The following is a 19,933-nucleotide window of genomic DNA, read 5'->3' on the forward strand; positions in this document are numbered from 1 at the left end:
ATTTCCGTCATCTTAACAAATCATTGAATAAAATGAATGATGTAAACCTAAGTAACTTGGAGTTGCAGGGAGGCGACAAGCCTCTGAGACCCCAGGAGCATAGTTAACCTATGTGACTGGGGCGAGTGGCGCAGTCAACAAAGCTGCAGCTTCAAGGACGACGGTCTTAAAAAGGCAGGCCCTGTCGGCTGAACTGCGTCCCCCCACAATAGACACAAGCACCTAATTCGGCCGGATGATAAAAAGCCAGCTGTTGCTGACATTGCTGACATTGATACAGCCCCATGCCTACTTCTTCACCTTGGGTATAAGTGCCCTGATGTTCTAAATCCTGCATCAGTTCCTGCCATTCAATCTGGGTTTTGTCGGTGATCAGCGAAAGCTCATACCACAATGTTTCAGGCCAGAGTGAGGGCGCTGGCTCTGATTCTGTGGCCTGACGCTTCAATGTTTCGATAAAAAGCTGAGTTTCATAAGCCGTTAGCTCTTTACCCGCTTTGGCATAAGCTTTGATTGTGTCGGCAAAGCTCACCAGATTATCCAGTTGCTGCTGCCGCCCTTCTTTGAACATAATGGCTAACTCATTGAGCCAATTCTGATATTTATCTTTAAATTCGGACATAAATCCTCCTTACTACTTTTCTTTAGTATAGTCGGCTAAAAACGCACAACTGAGTTTTAAACCTGTAGCCCAGTTTTTTAGTCGCAAGACTATTGCGGCTTTTAACGCTGAAGCTCAGTCTGCAAACAGAACTATAAAAGGGGTTGTTGATGAAACTTTATTTTGCTTTTACCACCGTGGCTTTGCTCTTTAGCTCTGCCAGCAACAGCGCTGCGTACTTTCCACCCGCAGGGCAATGGCAACAAAAACCAGCCGCCGAACTAAAAGTAAATACCGCGCTACTGCAACAGGCAGTGGATTACGCCATCAAAGCCGAAAACAAAGCAGCCCCGGATCAAGCCATAGTTCAGGCCACCACTTTTGGTGCTAAAGAGCCTTATGATCAGATTATTGGTCCGATGAAAACTCGTGCACCGGCCAACGGTATTATTATTTACAAAGGTGCAGTGATAGCGCAGTGGGGCGATACAGAGGCGGTGGATATGACCCATAGCATCACCAAAACCTTTTTAACCACTGTCACAGGCCTTGCCTGGCAACAAGGCTTAATTCATAACCTGCAGGACAACGTAAGCAGCTACATGCCCCATGGCGTTGATTTATATCAAGGCGCGCATAACAGCAAAATTCGCTGGGATCATCTGCTGCGTCAAACCAGCGACTGGCAAGGTACCTTGTGGGGCAAACCCGACTGGGCTGACCGACCTGAAGGCAAAACACCGGCTGACTGGCCACATCGGCCGTTACGCACGCCGGGCAGTTATTACAAATACAACGATGTACGGGTCAACCTGCTGGCATTATCGACCTTGTATGTCTGGCGTAAACCTCTGCCGCAAGTATTGAACGAACACATCATGACGCCTATAGGCGCTTCATCGACCTGGCGCTGGTATGGCTATGACAACAGCTGGATTGAGCTGGATGGTCAGAAGATGCAGTCGGTGTCAGGTGGCGGCCATTGGGGCGGTGGCATGTTTATTAATGCCTGGGATTTAGCTCGTTTTGGTTATCTGTTCTTACGGGATGGCAAGTGGCAGGACAAGCAACTGATCAGCAAAGAATGGATCCGGCTTGCCAGCACTGGTGGCCCAGCGAACCCTGAATATGGTTTTGCCAACTGGTTCTTAAATCCAGGCCGGAAGGCTTTACCAAGTGCTCCCGAAACCGCAGTGACTTTTCAGGGCGCAGGCCGCAATATTATTTACATCGACAAAGACCACGATCTGCTGATGGTCGCACGCTGGATAGGCAATGGCGACGAGTTGGATCAACTGGTGGGTAAAGTGCTGAACGCTTTGCCCTCTTCCGCAACAGACTAAGCGCAACCGGGCCTGTCTGCTGTGGGGCTTTTTGTGCTGCGCGATATTTTATGCTGCGCATGAGTGATATTCCTCAGAGTGCCTGTTGTTGCGCCCCCCCCGCTTGCGGTATGCTAGCGGCAATTTTTTCCGCCGGTTTCATCGGTCTGGTTTTGACTTCACGTTGGAAGGTTTTTAATGCACGAACAATATAATCCGCAGTTGATTGAACAGCAGCTGCAACAGGAATGGGAACAAACAAACGCCTTTAAAGTAGTAGAAGATGCTTCGAAAGAAAAATACTACTGCCTCTCCATGTTCCCGTACCCAAGTGGCCGTTTACATATGGGCCACGTGCGTAACTACACCATAGGTGATGTGATCAGCCGTTTCCAGCGTATGCAAGGCAAAAATGTGATGCAGCCTATGGGTTGGGATGCCTTTGGATTGCCGGCTGAAAACGCTGCCATTGCCAATAAAACGGCACCAGCCAAATGGACCTACGCCAATATCGACTATATGAAAGGCCAGCTAAAACGCTTAGGTTTTGGTTATGACTGGGACCGTGAAGTAGCCACCTGTAAACCAGAATACTACAAGTGGGAACAATGGTTTTTCACCAAGCTGTTTGAAAAAGGTTTGGTCTACAAAAAAATGGCCACGGTGAACTGGGATCCTGTCGATCAGTGTGTTCTGGCGAATGAACAGGTCATAGATGGTCGTGGTTGGCGTTCAGGTGCTTTAGTTGAGCAGCGCGAACTGGCGCAGTGGTTTATTAAAATCACTGATTACGCTGAAGAATTACTACAAGACTTAGACCAGTTAGACGATTGGCCTGAGCAAGTTAAAACCATGCAGAAAAACTGGATCGGCCGCTCTGAAGGCGTAGAGATCGAGTTTAAAGTCGCAGGTTCAGATCAGACCATGACGGTTTACACCACCCGCCCTGATACTTTATACGGCGTGACTTATGTTGCCGTTGCAGCTCAGCACCCATTAGCCCAGCAAGCTGCGGTCAATAATCCAGAATTGCAGGCTTTTATTGACGACTGCAAAGGCGGCAAAATGGCCGAAGCCGATATGGCGACCATGGAGAAAAAAGGCGCGCCAACAGGTTTGTTTGCTATTCACCCTTTAACAGGCGAGCAAGTACCGGTCTGGGTTGCTAACTTTGTGTTGATGCATTACGGCTCAGGCGCAGTGATGGCGGTGCCGGGTCACGATCAGCGCGACTTTGAATTTGCCACTAAATACGGTCTGGCGATTAAACAAGTGGTTCAGCCAGAAGCTGGCAGTACTGCTGTCTGTGATTTAACCACTGCTGCCTTTACTGAAAAAGGTGTGCTGGTGAATTCTGCCGAATTTAACGGTTTAAATTTTGCCGCTGCTTTTAAAGCCATAGCCGACAAGTTAACGGCTATGGGTATTGGTCAGGTGAAAGTGAATTACCGTTTACGTGACTGGGGTGTATCCCGTCAACGTTACTGGGGTTCACCTATTCCTATGCTGACACTGGAAGATGGCACTCAAGTGCCGGTACCAGAAGAGATGCTGCCGGTACGTTTACCTGAAGATGTAGTCATGAACGGTGTCACCTCACCTATCAAAGCCGATCCAGAGTGGGCAAAAACGACCTATCAAGGTCAGGCTGCGTTGCATGAAACCGACACCTTCGACACCTTTATGGAGTCGAGCTGGTACTATGCCCGTTACTGCAGCCCGGATCATGACAAAGCCATGCTGGACCCGGCTAAAGCCAACTACTGGCTGCCGGTTGATCAATATATTGGTGGTATCGAACACGCGATTTTACATTTATTGTATTCACGCTTTTTCCATAAACTGTTGCGCGACGTAGGTTTAGTCCAATGTGATGAGCCATTTAAACGTTTGTTGTGTCAGGGTATGGTATTGGCTGAAACCTTCTACCGTGAAACTGAAAACGGTGGTAAAGAGTGGTTCTCGCCTGCCGATGTAGCAACAGAGCGTGACGAAAAAGGCCGTATTACAGCATCTGTTTTAAAAGCAGATGGCAAGCCGGTGTTATCCGCAGGCATGAGCAAAATGTCCAAGTCGAAAAACAATGGTATTGACCCGCAGTTGGTCATCGACCAATACGGTGCCGATACTGTGCGCTTGTTTATGATGTTTACTGCACCACCAGAGCAAACTCTGGAATGGCAGGATTCAGCCGTAGAAGGTGCAAACCGTTTCTTACGCCGGATCTGGACTTTAGCGGCTGAACACAAAGAGCTGTTCAACACAGCAGTGACATCACTGGAATTAAACTCAGACCAAAAAGCCTTGCGCCGTGATATTCATAAAACGATCGCTAAAGTGTCTGACGATATCGGTCGTCGTAATGTATTTAACACCGCTGTCGCAGCCATTATGGAACTGGCAAATAAAGTACAAAAAGCGCCGGTTGAGACGGACGCCGATAAACAAGTGAAACGTGAAGGTATTCAGACCTTAATTCAGTTGCTAAACCCTATCACGCCTCACTTGTCGCAGTACCTGTGGAAAGAGTTAGGTTTTGCAACAGCACTGGAGCAAAGCCCATGGCCAGTGGCTGATGCGGCTGCTATGGTGGAAGATGAAAAACTGGTGGTGGTGCAAATAAATGGTAAAGTCCGGGCTAAAGTGACTGTCTCCGCTGATGCGACAGAAGCACAAGTACTGGAACTTGCTCATGCTGAAGAAAATGTTCAGCGTTTCCTGGAAGGCGTCACTATTCGTAAAGTGATTTATGTGCCGGGTAAACTGCTGAGTCTGGCCGTAGGATAAAATGAAAAAAACCTGATGTGGACAGGGCTGTTGCTTGCTGGCAGCCTGCTTCTGACCAGCTGTGGCTTCCACTTACGTGGTAGCCTGCCGCTTGAGCGTTATCCAGCTATTTTCGTTGACGCGAAAAAACATTCGGAACTGGCCAGTCTGTTGTCTGAACAGCTGGAAAGTAATGCTGTGAAATTGCTGACAAAACTCGACCCTAAAGCACCAGCCCTGATGCTACAGCAGGATAGTTTGGAGCGTCGCACCTTATCGTTATTTCCTAATGGTCAGGTCGCAGAATACGAACTGATTTATCGGGTGAAATATCAAGTGCTATTACCAGGACAGGATATTCAGGAGTTTCAGTTTGAACTGACGCGTGACTATCAGGACGACCCAAACCTGGCGCTTGCCAAAGCCAAAGAGCTGGATTTGTTACTGCAAGAACTGAGAAGTCAGGCAGCCAGCCGCATCATCCGTCAGTTAAACAGGATTAACTAATGCTGAAACTGTATAGCAATCAGCTTGCTGCACAGTTACAAAAAAGCCTGACATCTGTTTACCTGGTGTTTGGTGAAGAGCCATTGCAAAAGCAGGAAAGCATAGATTTAATCCGTGCTGCAGCGAAAAAACACGGCTTTGAAGAACGGCAAAGTTACAGCTGGGACACTAGTTTCAGCTGGAACGACTTTCTGATGGAACTGAATAACTTATCGTTATTTTCACCCCGTCGTGTCTTTGAGCTGGAACTGCCGGCCAAGTTACCGACAGGTGCCAGTGACCTATTAAAACAGTTGCCTTCGTTATTACACCCGGATTTAATTCTGGTGTTACACGCCGCTAAAAACGCCAATGATTACGCGAAATCTGCCTGGTTTAAAACCTTAGCAGAACAAGCCGTTCAAGTGCAGTTTTATCCGCTGGATGATCAACAGTTTCAGCGCTGGTTACAACAACGCGCCTCTGCATTAAAACTACACTTAACCCCAGATGCAATTACCCTAATGCAGCATCATTGTGCCGGTAATTTATTAGCAGCGGCACAGGAGCTGGAGAAACTGGGGTTAAGTCTGGTCAGCGGCACTATAGATGCAGAACTATTAGAACAACATTTAGCGGATCAGTCGCATTTTTCGGTGTTTCAGTTAGTCGATGCTTTACTCGCAGGTCAGGGAAATGAAGCTTTGCACCGTCTTGACCGCCTGTTACAGCAGGACACTGAGCCTGTAATTATTGCCTGGCAATTGCAAAAAGAAGTCACTACCTTGATGCAAATGCATCTGGCCCAGCAGCAAGGTAAACCGCTGGCTGATTTTTTCAAAAAAAATGCAATTTGGCCTAAACGCCAACCTATGTACCAAACAGCAGTATCACGTTTACCCGCTAAATGGTTGGGGTACGTGCAACAGGAACTAGCGGCCTTCGACCGGGCTTTTAAATCCGGCGCGCTACATAACCCTGAACTGGCTTTGGCACATTTGAGCAGTTTATTGGTCAGCCCTGTCTCCAAAGTATTTTCATTGCAGCAGCGTTATGCCGACTTCACGCCCTGATCGCGCTTTTGCCGTTTTTGGTGGCACTTTTGATCCCATACATATGGCGCATTTAGCCTGCGCACAGTACGTGTTAAAACACTGTGCAGTGCGGGAAGTGCAACTGATGCCCTGTCATCTGCCAGCGCATCGAGCAAGCCCAGGTGTGAGCGCAGAACACAGAGCGGCCATGGTACAAATCGCCATTGAGCATATTCCGGGAGTGCATCTTCAATCACTCGAGTTGAATAAACAGAGCCCTTCGTACACTGTCGATAGTTTGCGTTTATTACGTGAACAGTATCCGCGGGGTGGCTTGTTATTTGTGATGGGCATGGACTCATTGGCGTACTTTAAACAGTGGCATCAGTGGCAAAATATTTTGCAGTTAGCACATCTGGTGGTCTGCCAAAGACCAGGCAGTTCAGCCGAAGATGGTGATTGCCCGTCGCTGCTGCAGCACTACGGCACAAACTCTCTGCAAGACCTGCATTTGTTGGACGCAGGCAAAATTATGCTGTTGGATAATCCTCCGCAGGATCTAAGCGCAACCCGTATCAGAGCATTGCTGGAAAAAAACCAGCAAAGCGACGAACTTACTCAGTTAATACCAGCCGAAGTGCTGCAATATATAAAAACAGAAAGGCTGTACAGCGGCATATAAGATCACAACAAAAAGTGTTAACATGTCGCGTTTTTAGACCCCGGAGTTAAAAGTGCAAGCACAAGATTTATTAGCCTTCGTCCTCGACAAGCTGGACGACATGAAAGCCAAGGATATCGTCAGCCTGGATGTCAGAGAAAAATCCAATGTGACGGATGCCATGGTGATCTGTTCAGGCACCTCAAACCGTCATACCCGCTCTATCGCCGATCATCTGGTCAAAGAAGCGAAAAAAGCCGGAGTCAGTGTGTTAGGCATTGAAGGCGAAGGTTCAGGGGAATGGGTACTGATTGATTTGGGTGAAGTGATTGCCCATGTGATGCAGGAAGAGAGCCGCAGTTTTTACCAGTTAGAGAAACTCTGGAGCGTTTAACAGCATGAAGTTAATGCTGATTGCAGTCGGCACCAAAATGCCCGATTGGGTCTCTACGGCTTATCAGGAATATGCCCGTCGTTTTCCGCGTGATTTACCACTGGAGCTCATTGAAATTCCGGCTGGTAAACGCGGAAAAAATGCGGATATTAAACGTATTCTTGAAACCGAAGGCGAAAAAATGCTGGCAGCGATTCCCAAAGGTGCCCGCATTATCACGCTGGAGGTGGAAGGTGCCAACTGGAGTAGTCCACAACTGGCACAAAAACTGACGCAATGGCAAATGGACGGCCGTGATGTGTGTTTATTGGTGGGCGGCCCTGAAGGCTTAGCACCTGAGTGTATCGCAGCCAGTGAAGGTAAATGGTCTTTGTCTGCGCTGACGATGCCCCATCCCATGGTTCGGGTTGTCCTGGCAGAAAGCTTGTACCGGGCCTGGAGTATCAGTACTAATCACCCTTACCATCGCGAATAATTATTATGAATCATTTCCCGCCTACACAGGTTCTGGCATCACAAAATCAACTATTTAGTCAAAAGTCTTTGTTTGATTTTGTTGTACCCCTGATTTGTGGGAGTATCGGCCATCCTCTTTTTGTCTATCACCGCGACTAACCATGATTAAAAAACGCCCGTCAATTCAGGATCCAGCAGCCGAGAGCCAGATGTTTAATCAAAGGGCGTTGTTTGGCTTTGCTGTAGTACTGATTTGTTTTTGTGTGGTGATTTTTAATCAATACAAATTACAAGTGGTGATGCACGAGCACTATATGACTCGTGCCGATGGTAACCGTATTAAACTTATTCCTCAGCCGCCGAACCGGGGCCTGATTTACGATCGTAACGGCATTTTGTTAGCGGAAAACCGTCCTATCCACTCGGTGGAACTCGTTCCGGAGCAAGTGAAAAATATTCCTGAAACTTTGGCTGAAATTGCCCGCCTGATTGAAATTACGCCAGAGCGCCAGCAAGAGTTTTTAAAAGAAGTAAAGTACCACAGACGTTTTGTCAGTATCGCAATCAAAGAGCATCTGACAGAGCAGGAAGTCGCCATTATTGCGGTCAACCAACATAGACTGCCGGGTGTGACTTTAGAAGCTCGCTTAACCCGACATTATCCTTTTGGTGAACTCTTTACCCATGCCTTAGGTTACATCGGCAAAATTAATGCTAAAGAGCTGGCGAAGCTCGAGGAAGAAGGCGTTAGTGCTAACTATGCGGCTAGTCGTGACATCGGCAAAATAGGGCTGGAGCGTTTTTACGAAAGCCAGTTACATGGTCAGGTCGGTTTTGAGCAAGTGGAGGTGAATAACAGAGGCCGGGTGATCCGTATTCTGGACTCTAAACCAGCCACCTCTGGTGATGATTTAATTTTATCCATCGACATGAGCCTGCAGCTAAAAGCCCAGGAACTGATTGGCGACAACCGCGGAGCTATCGTAGCTATGGACCCACGGGATGGTGCAGTTTTAGCCTTTTACAGTAACCCAAGTTATGACCCGAACTTATTTGTACATGGCATTAGCGGTAAAAATTACCGTGAGCTGCTGAATTCCCCTAACCGTCCACTGGTCAATAGAGTGACTCAGGGTGTATACCCACCCGCTTCGACTATTAAGCCGCATATGGCGGTTTTGGGATTAGAAAATGGTACAGTGACAGAACAAACCCGCATTCCCGACCCTGGTTTTTATAAACTACCAAACTACAGCCGTCCTTACCGTGACCATGTCAAATGGGGACACGGCTGGGTTGATGTCTACACCGCTATTACCAAAAGCTGTGACACTTATTTTTATGATTTGGCCGTGAAGCTTGGTATAGACAAAATTTCTGATTACATGAAAAAGTTTGGCTTTGGTTCCCGCACCGGCATCGATGTAATGGAAGAAAGCGCAGGTCTGATGCCCTCTAAAGAGTGGAAAAGAGCCAGACACAAACAAAGCTGGTACCCAGGTGATACGGTGTCTTTGGGTATAGGCCAAAGTTACTGGAGCGTAACTCCTATGCAATTGGCGTTATCCACCGCTATTCTGGTTAATGATGGCCAAAGACCCACTCCTCATATGGGACGCTACTTCCGCAGCCAGGGAAAGGACACCAGTCTGATTGCACCGTTACAAACTGCGATGGAAGTTAAAGATCACAATAACTGGCGTATTGCCAAAGAGGCTATGCGTCAGACAGTGATGGTACAAGGAGGCACAGGGTTTAATGCCTTTAAAGGCATCAGCTACAGCGCGGCTGGTAAATCAGGTACAGCTCAGGTTATTAATATGGCGGTAAATCAGAAGTACGATGCCAATGCAATTAAGGAAATCCACCGGGATAATGCGATGTTTATAGCGTACGCTCCGGCTGAAAATCCAAGCATTCTGGTCACTGTCGCCTTAGAAAACGCCGGTGGTGGTGGTGCCAACGCTGGTCCTATAGCCCGTAAAATGATGGATCATTACTTTACCCGTCAAAGCGCAGCCGGAGCTCAACCATGACTCTGTTAAAAGATCCGACCCACAAAGGAATTCTGGCGAAGTTGCATCTGGACGGCCCTTTATTTGCCGGACTCTTGGTGTTGTGCTGCACCGGTTTGTTTGTCCTATACAGCGCCAGCGGTCAGCACTGGGATATGATGGCCGCGCACAGTACACGACTTCTGATTGCCTTTGGCGCTATGTTATTGCTGGCGCAGGTGAAACCTCAGACCTTTAGTTTTTGGGCCGTTCCGCTGTTTTTAGCTGGTACAGCTATGCTGGTGATGGTGCTGGCCTTTGGTCACATAGGCAAAGGCGCGCAGCGTTGGCTGGATTTAGGTTTTATGAAGTTTCAGCCCTCCGAAGTAATGAAACTGGCCGTACCTATGGCTGTTGCCTGGTATGTGTCCTCTCATCCATTGCCGCTGAAATTTAAACACCTGATTATTGGTTTTGTCATGTGTGCTATCCCGACAGTACTGATCCAGCAACAACCGGACTTAGGCACCTCTATTCTTATTTTTGTCGCTGGTGTTTTTGTGCTGTTTTTAGGCGGCATGAGTTGGCGCATTATTACCGCCATCGCCATGATCATCCCGGTTGCGTCTTACACCATGTGGTTATTTTTTATGCACGACTATCAAAAACGCCGGGTCCTGACCTTTTTAAATCCAGAGAGTGATCCGCTAGGTTCTGGTTATCACATTATTCAGTCGAAAATTGCTATAGGTTCGGGTGGTTTTGAAGGCAAAGGCTGGATGCATGGTACTCAATCGCAACTGGAGTTTTTACCTGAGCGCCATACTGATTTTATCTTTTCAGTGTTCAGCGAAGAGCTGGGCATGATAGGTGTACTATTCCTGCTCGCCCTGTATGCCTTTATCATTGCCCGTGGTTTGATTATCGCCAGCCGTGCTCAGGACAATTTTAGCAAGTTGCTGGCAGGTAGTATTACTCTGACCTTCTTTGTTTACGTGTTTGTTAACATTGGCATGGTATCAGGCTTGTTACCCGTAGTAGGTGTACCTCTGCCCTTGATTAGCTACGGCGGGACTTCCATGGTTACACTGATGGCTGGTTTTGGTATTCTAATGTCAATCAGCACCCATAAACGACTTTTAGCTCAGCAGTAGAACGAACCTATGATAAAAAAAATAAGCGCTTTATGCTGTACCCTGATGCTGGCTTCCTGTTCACAAACACCAGAATCAAGCTCAGGTTCTACACAAACCAATCAAGGTTGGGAAGAACCAAACAAAGGCCGCTATTCGCAAGCCACTGACAGTCATCCGGATCGGCTTCCCACCTTATTAGAAATGACTGACCCGGAACCCCGTGCAGAAGCCTTAAGTCGCGGTGGCAATAAACCTTATAATATTTATGGCGTGGATTATTCACCTCGAACTGACTTGATGGAATATAAAGAGACAGGTATTGCCTCCTGGTATGGCCATAAGTTTCATGGCCATCTGACCTCCAATGGCGAAACGTACAATGTCTTTGCCATGTCTGCTGCGCATAAAACTTTACCTTTACCCTCTTACGTCAGAGTGACCAATCTGGATAACGGGAAATCAGCCATAGTGCGGGTCAATGACCGCGGTCCTTTCCATCAGGACAGAGTGATCGACTTATCCTATTCTGCTGCTTATAAAATTGGCATGATGGGCAAAGGTACAGCCCGTGTTCAGGTGGAGCTGTTAGCCTCACCTGCCATGACCAGTCAGGAAAGTTATGCCATGGGCCTTGGCAGCAGAAGCAATCAGTTTGAAGAAACCACTATAGCCTCTAATCCAGCAAGCCCAAGGCCTGGCAGTGTTGCAGCTCCTGCCGCTATGCCAGCTGTTGTCGCTCCAACCTCTGTAGCAGCACATGCAGGGCCTAAAGTGTCCGGTTGTTTTATTCAGCTGGTTGCCAGTGGTAACAGAGAAAAACTACAGCAATTAGGGGCTGATCTGCAGCAACAGTGGTCGGTTTCGACACAAATTAATGATGGCAATGGAATTTTCCGGTTACTCGCGGGTCCAATGCCATCAGCGGCCGAAGCGAACAGCTGGCTGGAACGTTTTAGAAGTGCCGAGTATCCGTCGGCTTACATCACAGATAAAAAAAGCTGTGGCTAACACCACGGCTAATTTAGTTTAAGAATGAACACAGCTCAACAACATAAGAAAGGTCTCATGAATACGTACTCCAGAATTTTTATTGCTTGCTCCTTTGGTGTTGCCAGTTTTTTAGCAGCCGGACAAACAGCCCCTCTGACCGCAGCGCAAATGACGCCGCAACCTCCTGAAGTGAACGCCAAAGGTTACATCCTGATTGATTATCATACGGGAGCTGTGTTGGCGGAGGGTAATGCGGATGGCTTACTAGCGCCTGCCAGCCTGACGAAAATGATGACCAGCTACATCATCGGTACAGAAATCAAAAACGGCACTATAAAACCATCAGATCCAGTTACTATCACTGAAAACGCCTGGGCTAAGCAGTATTCAGACTCTTCAAAAATGTTTATCGAAGTGGGTGAAACCATCAGCGTTGAAGAGTTAAACCGTGGCATTATTATTCAGTCAGGTAACGACGCTTGTGTGGCTATGGCTGAACATATAGCCGGCACTGAAGGTGCTTTCGTGGAACTGATGAACGCACATGCTACGCGTTTGGGTATGGATAACACTAATTTCGCCAACAGCCATGGTTTACCAGATGAGACTCAACGTACCACAGCCCGTGATATGGCAAAGCTGTCAGTTGCCCTCATTCGTGATACACCGGAAGAATACAAAATTTACTCAGAAAAAGAATATGTATTTAACGGCATCAAACAATACAACCGTAACGGCTTGTTGTGGGACAAAAGCCTGAATGTGGACGGTATCAAAACGGGTCATACCTCAGAGGCGGGCTACAGCCTGATCACTTCAGCCACCAAAGACGATATGCGTTTAATTTCAGTGGTGATGGGGACTGAAAGCGCCAAAATCCGTGAGGCCGAAAACAAAAAGTTACTGACCTATGGCTTCCGCTTCTTTGAAACTTTCTCCCCTTACAAAGCAGGTGAAAAGTTTGCTGAACAGCGTGTATGGCAAGGCACAAAAGAAATCATTACTTTAGGTGTACTGGCAGAAACGCCTATCACTTTGCAACGTAACCAGCGTAAAGATTTAAAAGCTGACTTTAAATTGAATCAGGAACTGATTGCCCCCATATCTAAGGGGCAGGTATTAGGCACTGTGTATCTGAAATTAGGTGACAAAGATATCGCCGAGTTCCCGCTGGTGGCGCTGGAAGATATTGAACAAGCAGGCATCATCAGTCGTTTAGTCGATATGGTGAAAATGCGTTTTCAGTAATACCTTTCGTACTTGAAGCTGCAGCTGTGTTGACTGCAACTCCAATTACTTCGGATATGGAAATACAGTCCATCTCCAAATTAGTCCCGGCAAGTCCGGGACTTTTTGTTAGAATAGACAAAGATTATTTTTGTGAGCAGAACATCATGACAATTGAAGTAAAAGACACCCGCTTTGATGAATTTTTAGAGTTTCCATGCTCTGTGAACTTTAAAGTACTGGGCGTCGCTGTACCAGAACTGGTGGATCATATCGTAATTGTGCTGCAAGAACATGCCAAAGCCGACGACTACAATCCACAGGTCCGCCCAAGCAGTAAAGGCAATTATCACTCTGTCAGCGTCGCAGTCACAGTCACCAGTAAAGAACATATGGAACTGCTGTACACTGAACTTGGCCGTTTAGAACTGGTTCGTTATGTGATCTGACGAGTGGCACTGCCCTTTTTGCTGGCAGAGCAGGTATAATATCAGCACTTTCAACTGAACCGGAGTTCGTTGTGGTTGACTCTCAAGGCTTAGTGATACGGGATTTAGGGCGCCAGCCTTATGTTCAGGTATGGCAAGCCATGCAAAAATATACAGATGAGCGGACCGAACAAAGTCCGGACCAGCTGTGGTTTGTTGAACATGACCCGGTCTTTACTCAGGGTCAGGCTGGTAAAGCAGAACATCTGCTGATGCCGGGTGATATCCCCGTAGTGCAAGTCGACAGAGGCGGCCAGGTGACGTATCACGGTCCTGGCCAGTTGGTCGCTTATGTGTTGTTGGATATCAAAAGACGTAAGCTGGGTGTGCGTGAATTGGTGACTTTGATTGAACAAGTCATCATCAGAGCTTTGGCTTCTTACGGTATTTCAGCTTATGCCAAAGCCGATGCACCCGGTGTCTACGTACAGGAACAAAAAGTCGCTTCGCTTGGATTGCGGGTGCGAAAAGGCTGTACCTTTCATGGTCTGGCTTTAAATGTGAATATGGATTTGTCACCTTTTTCCAGGATCAATCCATGTGGTTATGCCGGCATGCAGATGATCCAAACCAAAGATATTGCAGGTCCACAAAGCGTGGACGAAGCAAAACAAGCTTTGCAGTCACAATTTGTGGCTCAACTGGCGGTGAGCCAGATTGAGCACAAAACAGGGTTAAGTGAGTAATATGACCATCAAAACAGCTCGTATGGAACCAGGCGTTAAGTTACGTGATGCCGACAAAATGGCCCTGATCCCAGTCAAAGTATTACCAACTGAACGTGACGAAATGTTACGTAAGCCAGACTGGTTAAAAATCAAATTACCACGCAGCACAGACCGTATTGAACAAATCAAAGGCGCTATGCGCAAACATGGTTTGCATTCGGTCTGTGAAGAAGCGTCCTGTCCTAACCTGTCCGAGTGTTTTAACCACGGTACAGCCACTTTTATGATTTTAGGTGCCATCTGCACCAGACGTTGTCCGTTTTGCGATGTCGCTCATGGTCGTCCTCTGCCACCAAGCGCAGAAGAGCCGGAAAAACTGGCACTGACCATCAAAGATATGGCGCTGAAATATGTGGTGATCACTTCGGTAGACCGTGATGACTTACGTGATGGTGGTGCACAGCATTTTGCCGACTGCATCAGCTCAATCCGTCGCGAAAGTCCGGCTATTAAAATTGAAGTCCTGGTGCCGGACTTCCGTGGCCGTATGGATGCAGCTTTGGATATTCTGACGCAAACCCCACCAGACGTGTTTAACCACAACCTGGAAACTGCGCCACGTTTATACAAACTGGCTCGCCCTGGTGCTGACTACAAGTGGTCACTGGAATTACTGCGTCGCTACAAAGAAGCTCATCCTGAAGTATCAACCAAATCAGGCCTGATGGTCGGTTAGGTGAAACCACAGAAGAGATCATCGAAGTGATGCGCGATTTACGTGCTCATAACGTCGATATGCTGACCGTAGGCCAGTACCTGCAGCCAAGCAAGCATCATTTACCGGTAAAACGGTACGTTTCTCCGGATGAATTTGACGAAATTAAACGTATTGGTTACGAGTTAGGCTTTAAACACGTTGCCTCAGGCCCGTTCGTGCGATCGAGTTATCATGCAGATCGCCAGGCAGCTGGTGAAGAAGTCAGTTAAGATAACTCATTGTACGGGCAGTTAAATTTAACTGCCCGTTCTGTCTTTTCATTCCGAAAACAACTATGCTCAAAGCAACGAACTGAAGGATTTGGTATGGACAACAGACGTTTTAGCCGGGTGTTATTTTCCGGTCCGGTACAACTTAAAAATAATGAAGCTCTCTACACTGGCCAATTGCAGGACTTATCTCTCAAAGGTGCCCTGTTGCAACTGGACGCCTCTTCAGAGTTACAGTCAGGTCAGCACTTTCAGTTACAGTTTCAACTGAACGAATCTGGTCTGGATTTATCGATGGATGTCACGGTAGCGCATTTACATGGTTCTTCTGTGGGTGTGCGTTGTGACAAAATAGATATAGACTCAGCCAGTCATTTACGCCGTTTACTTGAGCTGAATTTGGGTGACGCTGATTTGTTAAGCCGTGAGCTTACGGAGCTGTCGGAGTAACTGTCGCCTTGTGCATAGACTCTTGTGCATCAGGATACCCCTGCTTCGCAGCCTGTTCCATCAGTAACTTCCAGCTATGCCAATCTTGCTGTTGTCTGGCCAAATAAGCGTAAAAATACTGCACTGGCATAATTAGTTCGGGCCTGGTTAAGACCTTCTGCATCAACTCAACATACAGATCTGGTACTTCGGCCTCGTGGGAGCGCATAAAACTTAAGGTCTTTACTGGTGCGTAAGCTTGTTTTCCTGCCTGGTTACAGCTATCTACCGGGTATAACTGCACCTGATGCGGCTCCAGTTGCCAATGTTTCAGATAGAACTGAAGCTGCTTTTCATCTGTCAGCAGATTAGGCCTGATTTTGTCGTTGCTGCATTCAGCTTGCGCGACTTCCGTACTTAAACTGTATTCATCGATAAACCCCAGAATATGGGCAAACTCATGCCGGAACACTTCAAAGGAACTGCTCTCAGATAGTTGAACTATGCCATTGTTATAATTGGCGTTCCCCTCTCCTGCAACCACAAGTAATTGAGTAAAGCCCCCCTGAGCTACCTTTTGCATTAATACCTGATACTGACACTGAATGCGTTGCCCTGACTGGTGACTGCACTGCAAGTCTGTGCTATTGACTCTGAGCTCAGGTAAAAAACACACAGACAACGCAGATAACTGTGGATCCTGTTGCCACTGTTGCAATAACGACATCAGGCGATTACTACCCGCTTCGGACTGAACTACAGGCTGTAACGTCAGGCTGCAGGAAGAATGTGAGTTTGATATGGCATGAGTGGGACTTTGAACATACTGCCAAAGGCCATAATTAGCGGCTAAATCAGTCTCTGCGCCGCTTAATCCCTGCTGTTGCTGCAGGTAGTACTCAAGATAACCAGCAGCCGCTAAAAAGCCATCCTGTTGCTTTTTCAGCGTAATAAGGGCTGTAAGCTCATTTCTAAACCCGGCATCTATGGCTTTTTGGTACCAGTTTAGTGCTGCTGGAAAATCAGCTTGCTGTTCCCGCTTTTTCGCAAGCAGTACTGCGGCAGCACCATTACCTTGTTGAGCTTTATCCATTAATTGCTGCTCAGGCAAATGCTCAAGCGCTGGCTCACAACCAGATAAGTAAGCGATCATCAGGATAAACAGAATGGGCTTAAAAATAAAAAAGCCAGAAAACCGGCTTTTTTTATTGAGTTGCATCAGTCTGTTAATTAACTGGAGCAGCGCTTGCATCTAAACCACGCAACCTGTTCATTTCGATTCGGGCGTAACGATGTTCAACAAACTCATACACATTAGTCGCCAGTACTTTTTTATAGTAATCCAGTGCTTTGGTCGGGTTTTGTTGCTCATGCCATTTGGCCAGATAAAAATAAACTTCGCATAAACGTTCAGCCAGCTGCTGTGGATCTGAATTTACATTGGCAGCAATTTCTAATAACTCCTGTTCTGAGATTTTCCCCAGATAAAAAGCCACTATGGAGCTTGCCCAATGTTTTTGATCCAACTTTGACTGATTCAAAGCTAATCGCGCCTGAGCTTCAGGTGCTGATAACTTGGCATCCGCAAAATACAACCACAATGAGCGGTATGGATCTTCTGGCTTAGCCAGATAAAATGACTCAAAGTCTCCGACGGCCAGATCGACTTTACTGTCATACAGCAGAGCTATACCCCGGTTTAAATAGGCATAATCATAATCTGGTGCCAACTCTAAAGCAGCATCAAAAGACTCATAAGCTTCGGTGTAATTGCCTACCAAGGTATGGTGAATGCCAATAAAGTTATAGGCATCTGCCATATCTGGCTGTAAACGCAAAGCGCGCAGGAAATCAAAACGTGCCAAAGAACGCAAACCTACGCTGTCGTACATAACACCACGGTCGTAAAATAACCGGGCGCGCTGTTCATCTGTAGCTTCGGCTTTGGTCAGCAGTTCTGAAATACGGGCTATCGCTATTTCAGTGCGATAAGAAACAGGAACTGATTCTGGTGCCAGTGGATTTTCTACCAGTACAGCAACTTCAGTCGAAGGTTTCTGGGCGCAAGCGCCCAGAGCCAGCAGTGCTGTAAGCAGCACCGCTTTTTTGGTCAGGTTTGAGACCTTACTGAGCTTCAACAGCATCGGCAGACTCAATAGCTGCAGGTTTGTCCTGAGCTTCTTTAATGCTTAAACGCACACGACCTTGCTTGTCCACTTCCATCACTTTCACAGCCACTTTCTGGCCTATAGCCAGGTGGTCAGCTACATTACTCACGCGCTCATCAGAGATTTGTGAAATGTGAACTAAACCATCTTTACCTGGCAGAACGTTAACGAAAGCACCGAAGTCAACAATACGTACTACTTCACCCTGATACACTGCACCTACTTCGATTTCAGCTGTGATAGCTTCAATTTTGTTGATGGCAATGTTGGCAGCTTGTGAGTTAGTTGCAGCGATTTTCACTGTACCGTCATCTTCGATTTCGATCGTAGTACCAGACTCTTCAGTGATTTGACGAATGACCGCACCACCTTTACCAATCACATCACGGATTTTTTCCGGGTTGATTTTTAAAGTGTAAATACGTGGAGCATGTTCAGACAGCTCTTCACGGTGGGTGCTGATCGCCTGGTCCATCACGTTCAGAATATGAATACGGGCTGCTTTGGCTTGTTTCAGAGCGATCTGCATGATCTCTTTAGTGATACCTTCAATTTTGATATCCATCTGCAGCGCAGTAATACCTTCAGTAGTACCAGCGACTTTAAAGTCCATATCACCTAAGTGATCTTCATCACCTAAAATGTCAGACAGAACAACAAATTCGTCGCCTTCTTTCACAAGACCCATAGCGATACCAGCGACAGAAGCTTTGATAGGTACACCAGCATCCATCAGAGCTAATGAAGAACCACAGACTGAAGCCATAGAGCTTGAACCGTTTGATTCAGTGATTTCAGATACCATACGTACTGTGTACGGGAAGTCATTGAAATCTGGCATGACTGCAGCTACACCACGTTTAGCTAAACGGCCATGACCGATTTCGCGACGTTTTGGTGAACCGACCATACCTGTCTCGCCCACAGAGAACGGAGGGAAGTTGTAGTGGAACAGGAAATGATCCGTTTTTTCGCTCAGCAAGTCATCTACGGTTTGTGCATCACGAGCAGTACCTAAAGTACAAGTCACTAAAGCCTGAGTTTCACCACGAGTGAACAAGGCTGAACCGTGTGTACGAGGTAATAAACCAGTCATCACGCTTAACGCACGAACCATTTCGTTATCACGACCGTCGATACGTGGCTCACCTTTGATGATGCGGCTACGTACAATCTGGCTTTCCAGACTGTGGAACAGCTCATTGGCTTCAGTTTCATCGAAGGCTTCGCCTTCAGCTAATTCAGCTTTGATCTGGGCAAAAACTTCAGCTTTGATTGCACCAATAGTTTCGTAACGTTTAGCTTTTTCAGTGATGCGGTACGCTTCGCCTACCGGAGCTGTAGCCAGAGCAGCAATTTTGCTGCTCAGCGTTTCGTTTTTAGCTGGAGCGACCCAGTTCCAGGCCGGTTTTGCTGCTTCAGCTGCGAATTCGTTGATGGCGTTGATCACAGTTTGCATTTGGTCATGACCAAACACTACAGCACCTAACATCACTTCTTCTGACAATACGCCAGCTTCAGATTCAACCATCAATACAGCGTTTGCAGTACCAGCTACAACCAAATCTAATTTGCTGTCTTTTAATTCAACTTCAGATGGGTTTAGTACGTACTGGTTGTTTACGTAACCAACACGAGCCGCACCTAACGGACCACTGAACGGGATACCAGAAATAGCCAGAGCAGCAGAAGTACCAATGATAGAGATGATGTCCGGTTGAATTTCAGGTTGTACAGAAACGACAGTGGCTATCACCTGAACTTCGTTGGTGAAGCCTTCAGGGAATAATGGACGGATTGGACGGTCGATTAAACGTGAAATTAACGTCTCGCCTTCTGACGGACGGCCTTCACGCTTGAAGAAACCACCAGGGATACGGCCTGCCGCATAAGTTTTTTCCTGGTAGTTTACGGTCAGAGGGAAAAAATCCTGACCAGGTTTAGGTTGTTTTTTACCTACCACTGTGACTAACACAGAGGTATCACCCATGCTTGCAAGTACAGCCGCGTCAGCTTGACGGGCGATAACGCCGGTTTCCAGAGTAATAGTGTGTTGGCCAAACTGGAATGATTTTACGATGGGGTTCACTGATTATTTCCTTTCTATTTTTCGCGTTTTTTCGCGG

The 19,933-nt window shown here is 47.1% G+C and carries 18 protein-coding genes and 1 pseudogene; 15 read left to right on the plus strand and 4 right to left on the minus strand.

What is annotated here, in order from left to right; all coding sequences use genetic code 11:
• Positions 1-166 precede the first annotated feature (166 nt).
• Complete coding sequence (locus tag WH43_RS00500) at positions 167-622, minus strand: zinc ribbon-containing protein (protein ID WP_053422713.1); 456 nt, start codon at positions 620-622, stop codon at positions 167-169.
• 149 nt (positions 623-771) lie between these two features.
• Between WH43_RS00500 and WH43_RS00505 the strand changes: the two genes are divergently transcribed.
• From WH43_RS00505 to WH43_RS00575, 15 genes and pseudogenes are all read left to right on the plus strand, one after another.
• Positions 772-1,944, plus strand: coding sequence for a serine hydrolase domain-containing protein (locus tag WH43_RS00505; RefSeq protein ID WP_053422714.1), 1,173 nt, complete (start codon positions 772-774; stop codon positions 1,942-1,944).
• Between the two features lie 177 nt (positions 1,945-2,121).
• Positions 2,122-4,710, plus strand: coding sequence for a leucine--tRNA ligase (leuS, locus tag WH43_RS00510; protein WP_053422715.1), 2,589 nt, complete (start codon positions 2,122-2,124; stop codon positions 4,708-4,710).
• A 15-nt stretch (positions 4,711-4,725) separates the two neighbouring features.
• Positions 4,726-5,196 carry an LPS-assembly lipoprotein LptE gene (locus WH43_RS00515; protein ID WP_053422716.1) on the plus strand — a complete coding sequence of 157 codons (471 nt, stop codon included), beginning with the start codon at positions 4,726-4,728 and terminating at the stop codon, positions 5,194-5,196.
• Positions 5,196-6,248, plus strand: coding sequence for a DNA polymerase III subunit delta (holA, locus tag WH43_RS00520; RefSeq protein WP_053422717.1), 1,053 nt, complete (start codon positions 5,196-5,198; stop codon positions 6,246-6,248). Before WH43_RS00515 ends, holA begins: the two co-directional genes overlap by 1 nt.
• The gene (gene nadD / locus WH43_RS00525; RefSeq protein WP_053422718.1) at positions 6,229-6,891 is read left to right on the plus strand and encodes a nicotinate-nucleotide adenylyltransferase; all 663 of its coding nucleotides are present in this window, start codon (positions 6,229-6,231) and stop codon (positions 6,889-6,891) included. Before holA ends, nadD begins: the two co-directional genes overlap by 20 nt.
• Before the next feature lie 52 nt (positions 6,892-6,943).
• On the plus strand, positions 6,944-7,264 hold the full coding sequence (gene rsfS / locus WH43_RS00530) for a ribosome silencing factor (protein WP_053422719.1): 321 nt from the start codon (positions 6,944-6,946) through the stop codon (positions 7,262-7,264).
• 4 nt (positions 7,265-7,268) lie between these two features.
• A complete protein-coding gene (gene rlmH / locus WH43_RS00535) occupies positions 7,269-7,739 on the plus strand; it encodes a 23S rRNA (pseudouridine(1915)-N(3))-methyltransferase RlmH (protein WP_053422720.1) in 471 nt (156 codons plus the stop codon).
• 190 nt (positions 7,740-7,929) lie between these two features.
• Positions 7,930-9,756: a penicillin-binding protein 2 gene (gene mrdA / locus WH43_RS00540; RefSeq protein WP_286049366.1), complete on the plus strand. Its 1,827-nt coding sequence runs from the start codon at positions 7,930-7,932 to the stop codon at positions 9,754-9,756.
• Complete coding sequence (rodA, locus tag WH43_RS00545; RefSeq protein WP_053422722.1) at positions 9,753-10,868, plus strand: rod shape-determining protein RodA; 1,116 nt, start codon at positions 9,753-9,755, stop codon at positions 10,866-10,868. The genes mrdA and rodA overlap by 4 nt, the downstream gene beginning before the upstream one ends.
• A gap of 9 nt (positions 10,869-10,877) precedes the next feature.
• Positions 10,878-11,858: a septal ring lytic transglycosylase RlpA family protein gene (locus WH43_RS00550; RefSeq protein ID WP_053422723.1), complete on the plus strand. Its 981-nt coding sequence runs from the start codon at positions 10,878-10,880 to the stop codon at positions 11,856-11,858.
• A 57-nt stretch (positions 11,859-11,915) separates the two neighbouring features.
• Positions 11,916-13,088 (plus strand): D-alanyl-D-alanine carboxypeptidase family protein, encoded by a 1,173-nt coding sequence (locus tag WH43_RS00555; protein ID WP_053422752.1) that lies wholly within the window; start codon positions 11,916-11,918, stop codon positions 13,086-13,088.
• A gap of 146 nt (positions 13,089-13,234) precedes the next feature.
• Positions 13,235-13,516 (plus strand): DUF493 family protein YbeD, encoded by a 282-nt coding sequence (ybeD, locus tag WH43_RS00560; protein ID WP_053422724.1) that lies wholly within the window; start codon positions 13,235-13,237, stop codon positions 13,514-13,516.
• Between the two features lie 71 nt (positions 13,517-13,587).
• The gene (gene lipB, locus WH43_RS00565; protein ID WP_053422725.1) at positions 13,588-14,241 is read left to right on the plus strand and encodes a lipoyl(octanoyl) transferase LipB; all 654 of its coding nucleotides are present in this window, start codon (positions 13,588-13,590) and stop codon (positions 14,239-14,241) included.
• 1 nt (position 14,242) lies between these two features.
• A pseudogene (lipA, locus tag WH43_RS00570) lies at positions 14,243-15,210 on the plus strand (lipoyl synthase).
• A gap of 96 nt (positions 15,211-15,306) precedes the next feature.
• Complete coding sequence (locus WH43_RS00575) at positions 15,307-15,660, plus strand: PilZ domain-containing protein (RefSeq protein WP_053422726.1); 354 nt, start codon at positions 15,307-15,309, stop codon at positions 15,658-15,660.
• Here WH43_RS00575 and WH43_RS00580 read toward each other — a convergent pair.
• Genes WH43_RS00580 through pnp form a run of 3 tightly spaced genes read right to left on the minus strand, consistent with a single transcriptional unit; the run spans position 15,641 to position 19,896 of the window.
• Positions 15,641-16,891: a hypothetical protein gene (locus tag WH43_RS00580; RefSeq protein WP_053422727.1), complete on the minus strand. Its 1,251-nt coding sequence runs from the start codon at positions 16,889-16,891 to the stop codon at positions 15,641-15,643. The genes WH43_RS00575 and WH43_RS00580 overlap by 20 nt on opposite strands.
• The gene (nlpI, locus tag WH43_RS00585) at positions 16,866-17,783 is read right to left on the minus strand and encodes a lipoprotein NlpI (protein ID WP_082335614.1); all 918 of its coding nucleotides are present in this window, start codon (positions 17,781-17,783) and stop codon (positions 16,866-16,868) included. The genes WH43_RS00580 and nlpI overlap by 26 nt, the downstream gene beginning before the upstream one ends.
• Entirely contained in the window at positions 17,764-19,896 is a 2,133-nt protein-coding gene (pnp, locus tag WH43_RS00590) for a polyribonucleotide nucleotidyltransferase (RefSeq protein WP_053422728.1), read from the minus strand. Before pnp ends, nlpI begins: the two co-directional genes overlap by 20 nt.
• Between the last annotated feature and the right edge of the window lie 37 nt (positions 19,897-19,933).

Origin of the sequence: Rheinheimera sp. KL1, from assembly GCF_001275035.1 — a bacterium.
Taxonomy (GTDB): domain Bacteria; phylum Pseudomonadota; class Gammaproteobacteria; order Enterobacterales; family Alteromonadaceae; genus Pararheinheimera; species Pararheinheimera tangshanensis.

What these genes read in the sequence shown, in the direction of transcription:
- leuS (WP_053422715.1), top strand. Translation starts at nt 2,122, where the DNA reads ATGCACGAACAATATAATCCGCAGTTGATTGAACAGCAGCTGCAACAG.
- rodA (WP_053422722.1), top strand. Translation starts at nt 9,753, where the DNA reads ATGACTCTGTTAAAAGATCCGACCCACAAAGGAATTCTGGCGAAGTTG.
- WH43_RS00515 (WP_053422716.1), top strand. Translation starts at nt 4,726, where the DNA reads ATGTGGACAGGGCTGTTGCTTGCTGGCAGCCTGCTTCTGACCAGCTGT.
- nadD (WP_053422718.1), top strand. Translation starts at nt 6,229, where the DNA reads ATGCCGACTTCACGCCCTGATCGCGCTTTTGCCGTTTTTGGTGGCACT.
- WH43_RS00550 (WP_053422723.1), top strand. Translation starts at nt 10,878, where the DNA reads ATGATAAAAAAAATAAGCGCTTTATGCTGTACCCTGATGCTGGCTTCC.
- nlpI (WP_082335614.1), bottom strand. Translation starts at nt 17,783, where the DNA reads ATGCTGTTGAAGCTCAGTAAGGTCTCAAACCTGACCAAAAAAGCGGTG.
- ybeD (WP_053422724.1), top strand. Translation starts at nt 13,235, where the DNA reads ATGACAATTGAAGTAAAAGACACCCGCTTTGATGAATTTTTAGAGTTT.
- WH43_RS00555 (WP_053422752.1), top strand. Translation starts at nt 11,916, where the DNA reads ATGAATACGTACTCCAGAATTTTTATTGCTTGCTCCTTTGGTGTTGCC.
- WH43_RS00580 (WP_053422727.1), bottom strand. Translation starts at nt 16,891, where the DNA reads ATGCAAGCGCTGCTCCAGTTAATTAACAGACTGATGCAACTCAATAAA.
- rlmH (WP_053422720.1), top strand. Translation starts at nt 7,269, where the DNA reads ATGAAGTTAATGCTGATTGCAGTCGGCACCAAAATGCCCGATTGGGTC.
- mrdA (WP_286049366.1), top strand. Translation starts at nt 7,930, where the DNA reads ATGTTTAATCAAAGGGCGTTGTTTGGCTTTGCTGTAGTACTGATTTGT.
- holA (WP_053422717.1), top strand. Translation starts at nt 5,196, where the DNA reads ATGCTGAAACTGTATAGCAATCAGCTTGCTGCACAGTTACAAAAAAGC.
- WH43_RS00500 (WP_053422713.1), bottom strand. Translation starts at nt 622, where the DNA reads ATGTCCGAATTTAAAGATAAATATCAGAATTGGCTCAATGAGTTAGCC.
- WH43_RS00505 (WP_053422714.1), top strand. Translation starts at nt 772, where the DNA reads ATGAAACTTTATTTTGCTTTTACCACCGTGGCTTTGCTCTTTAGCTCT.
- WH43_RS00575 (WP_053422726.1), top strand. Translation starts at nt 15,307, where the DNA reads ATGGACAACAGACGTTTTAGCCGGGTGTTATTTTCCGGTCCGGTACAA.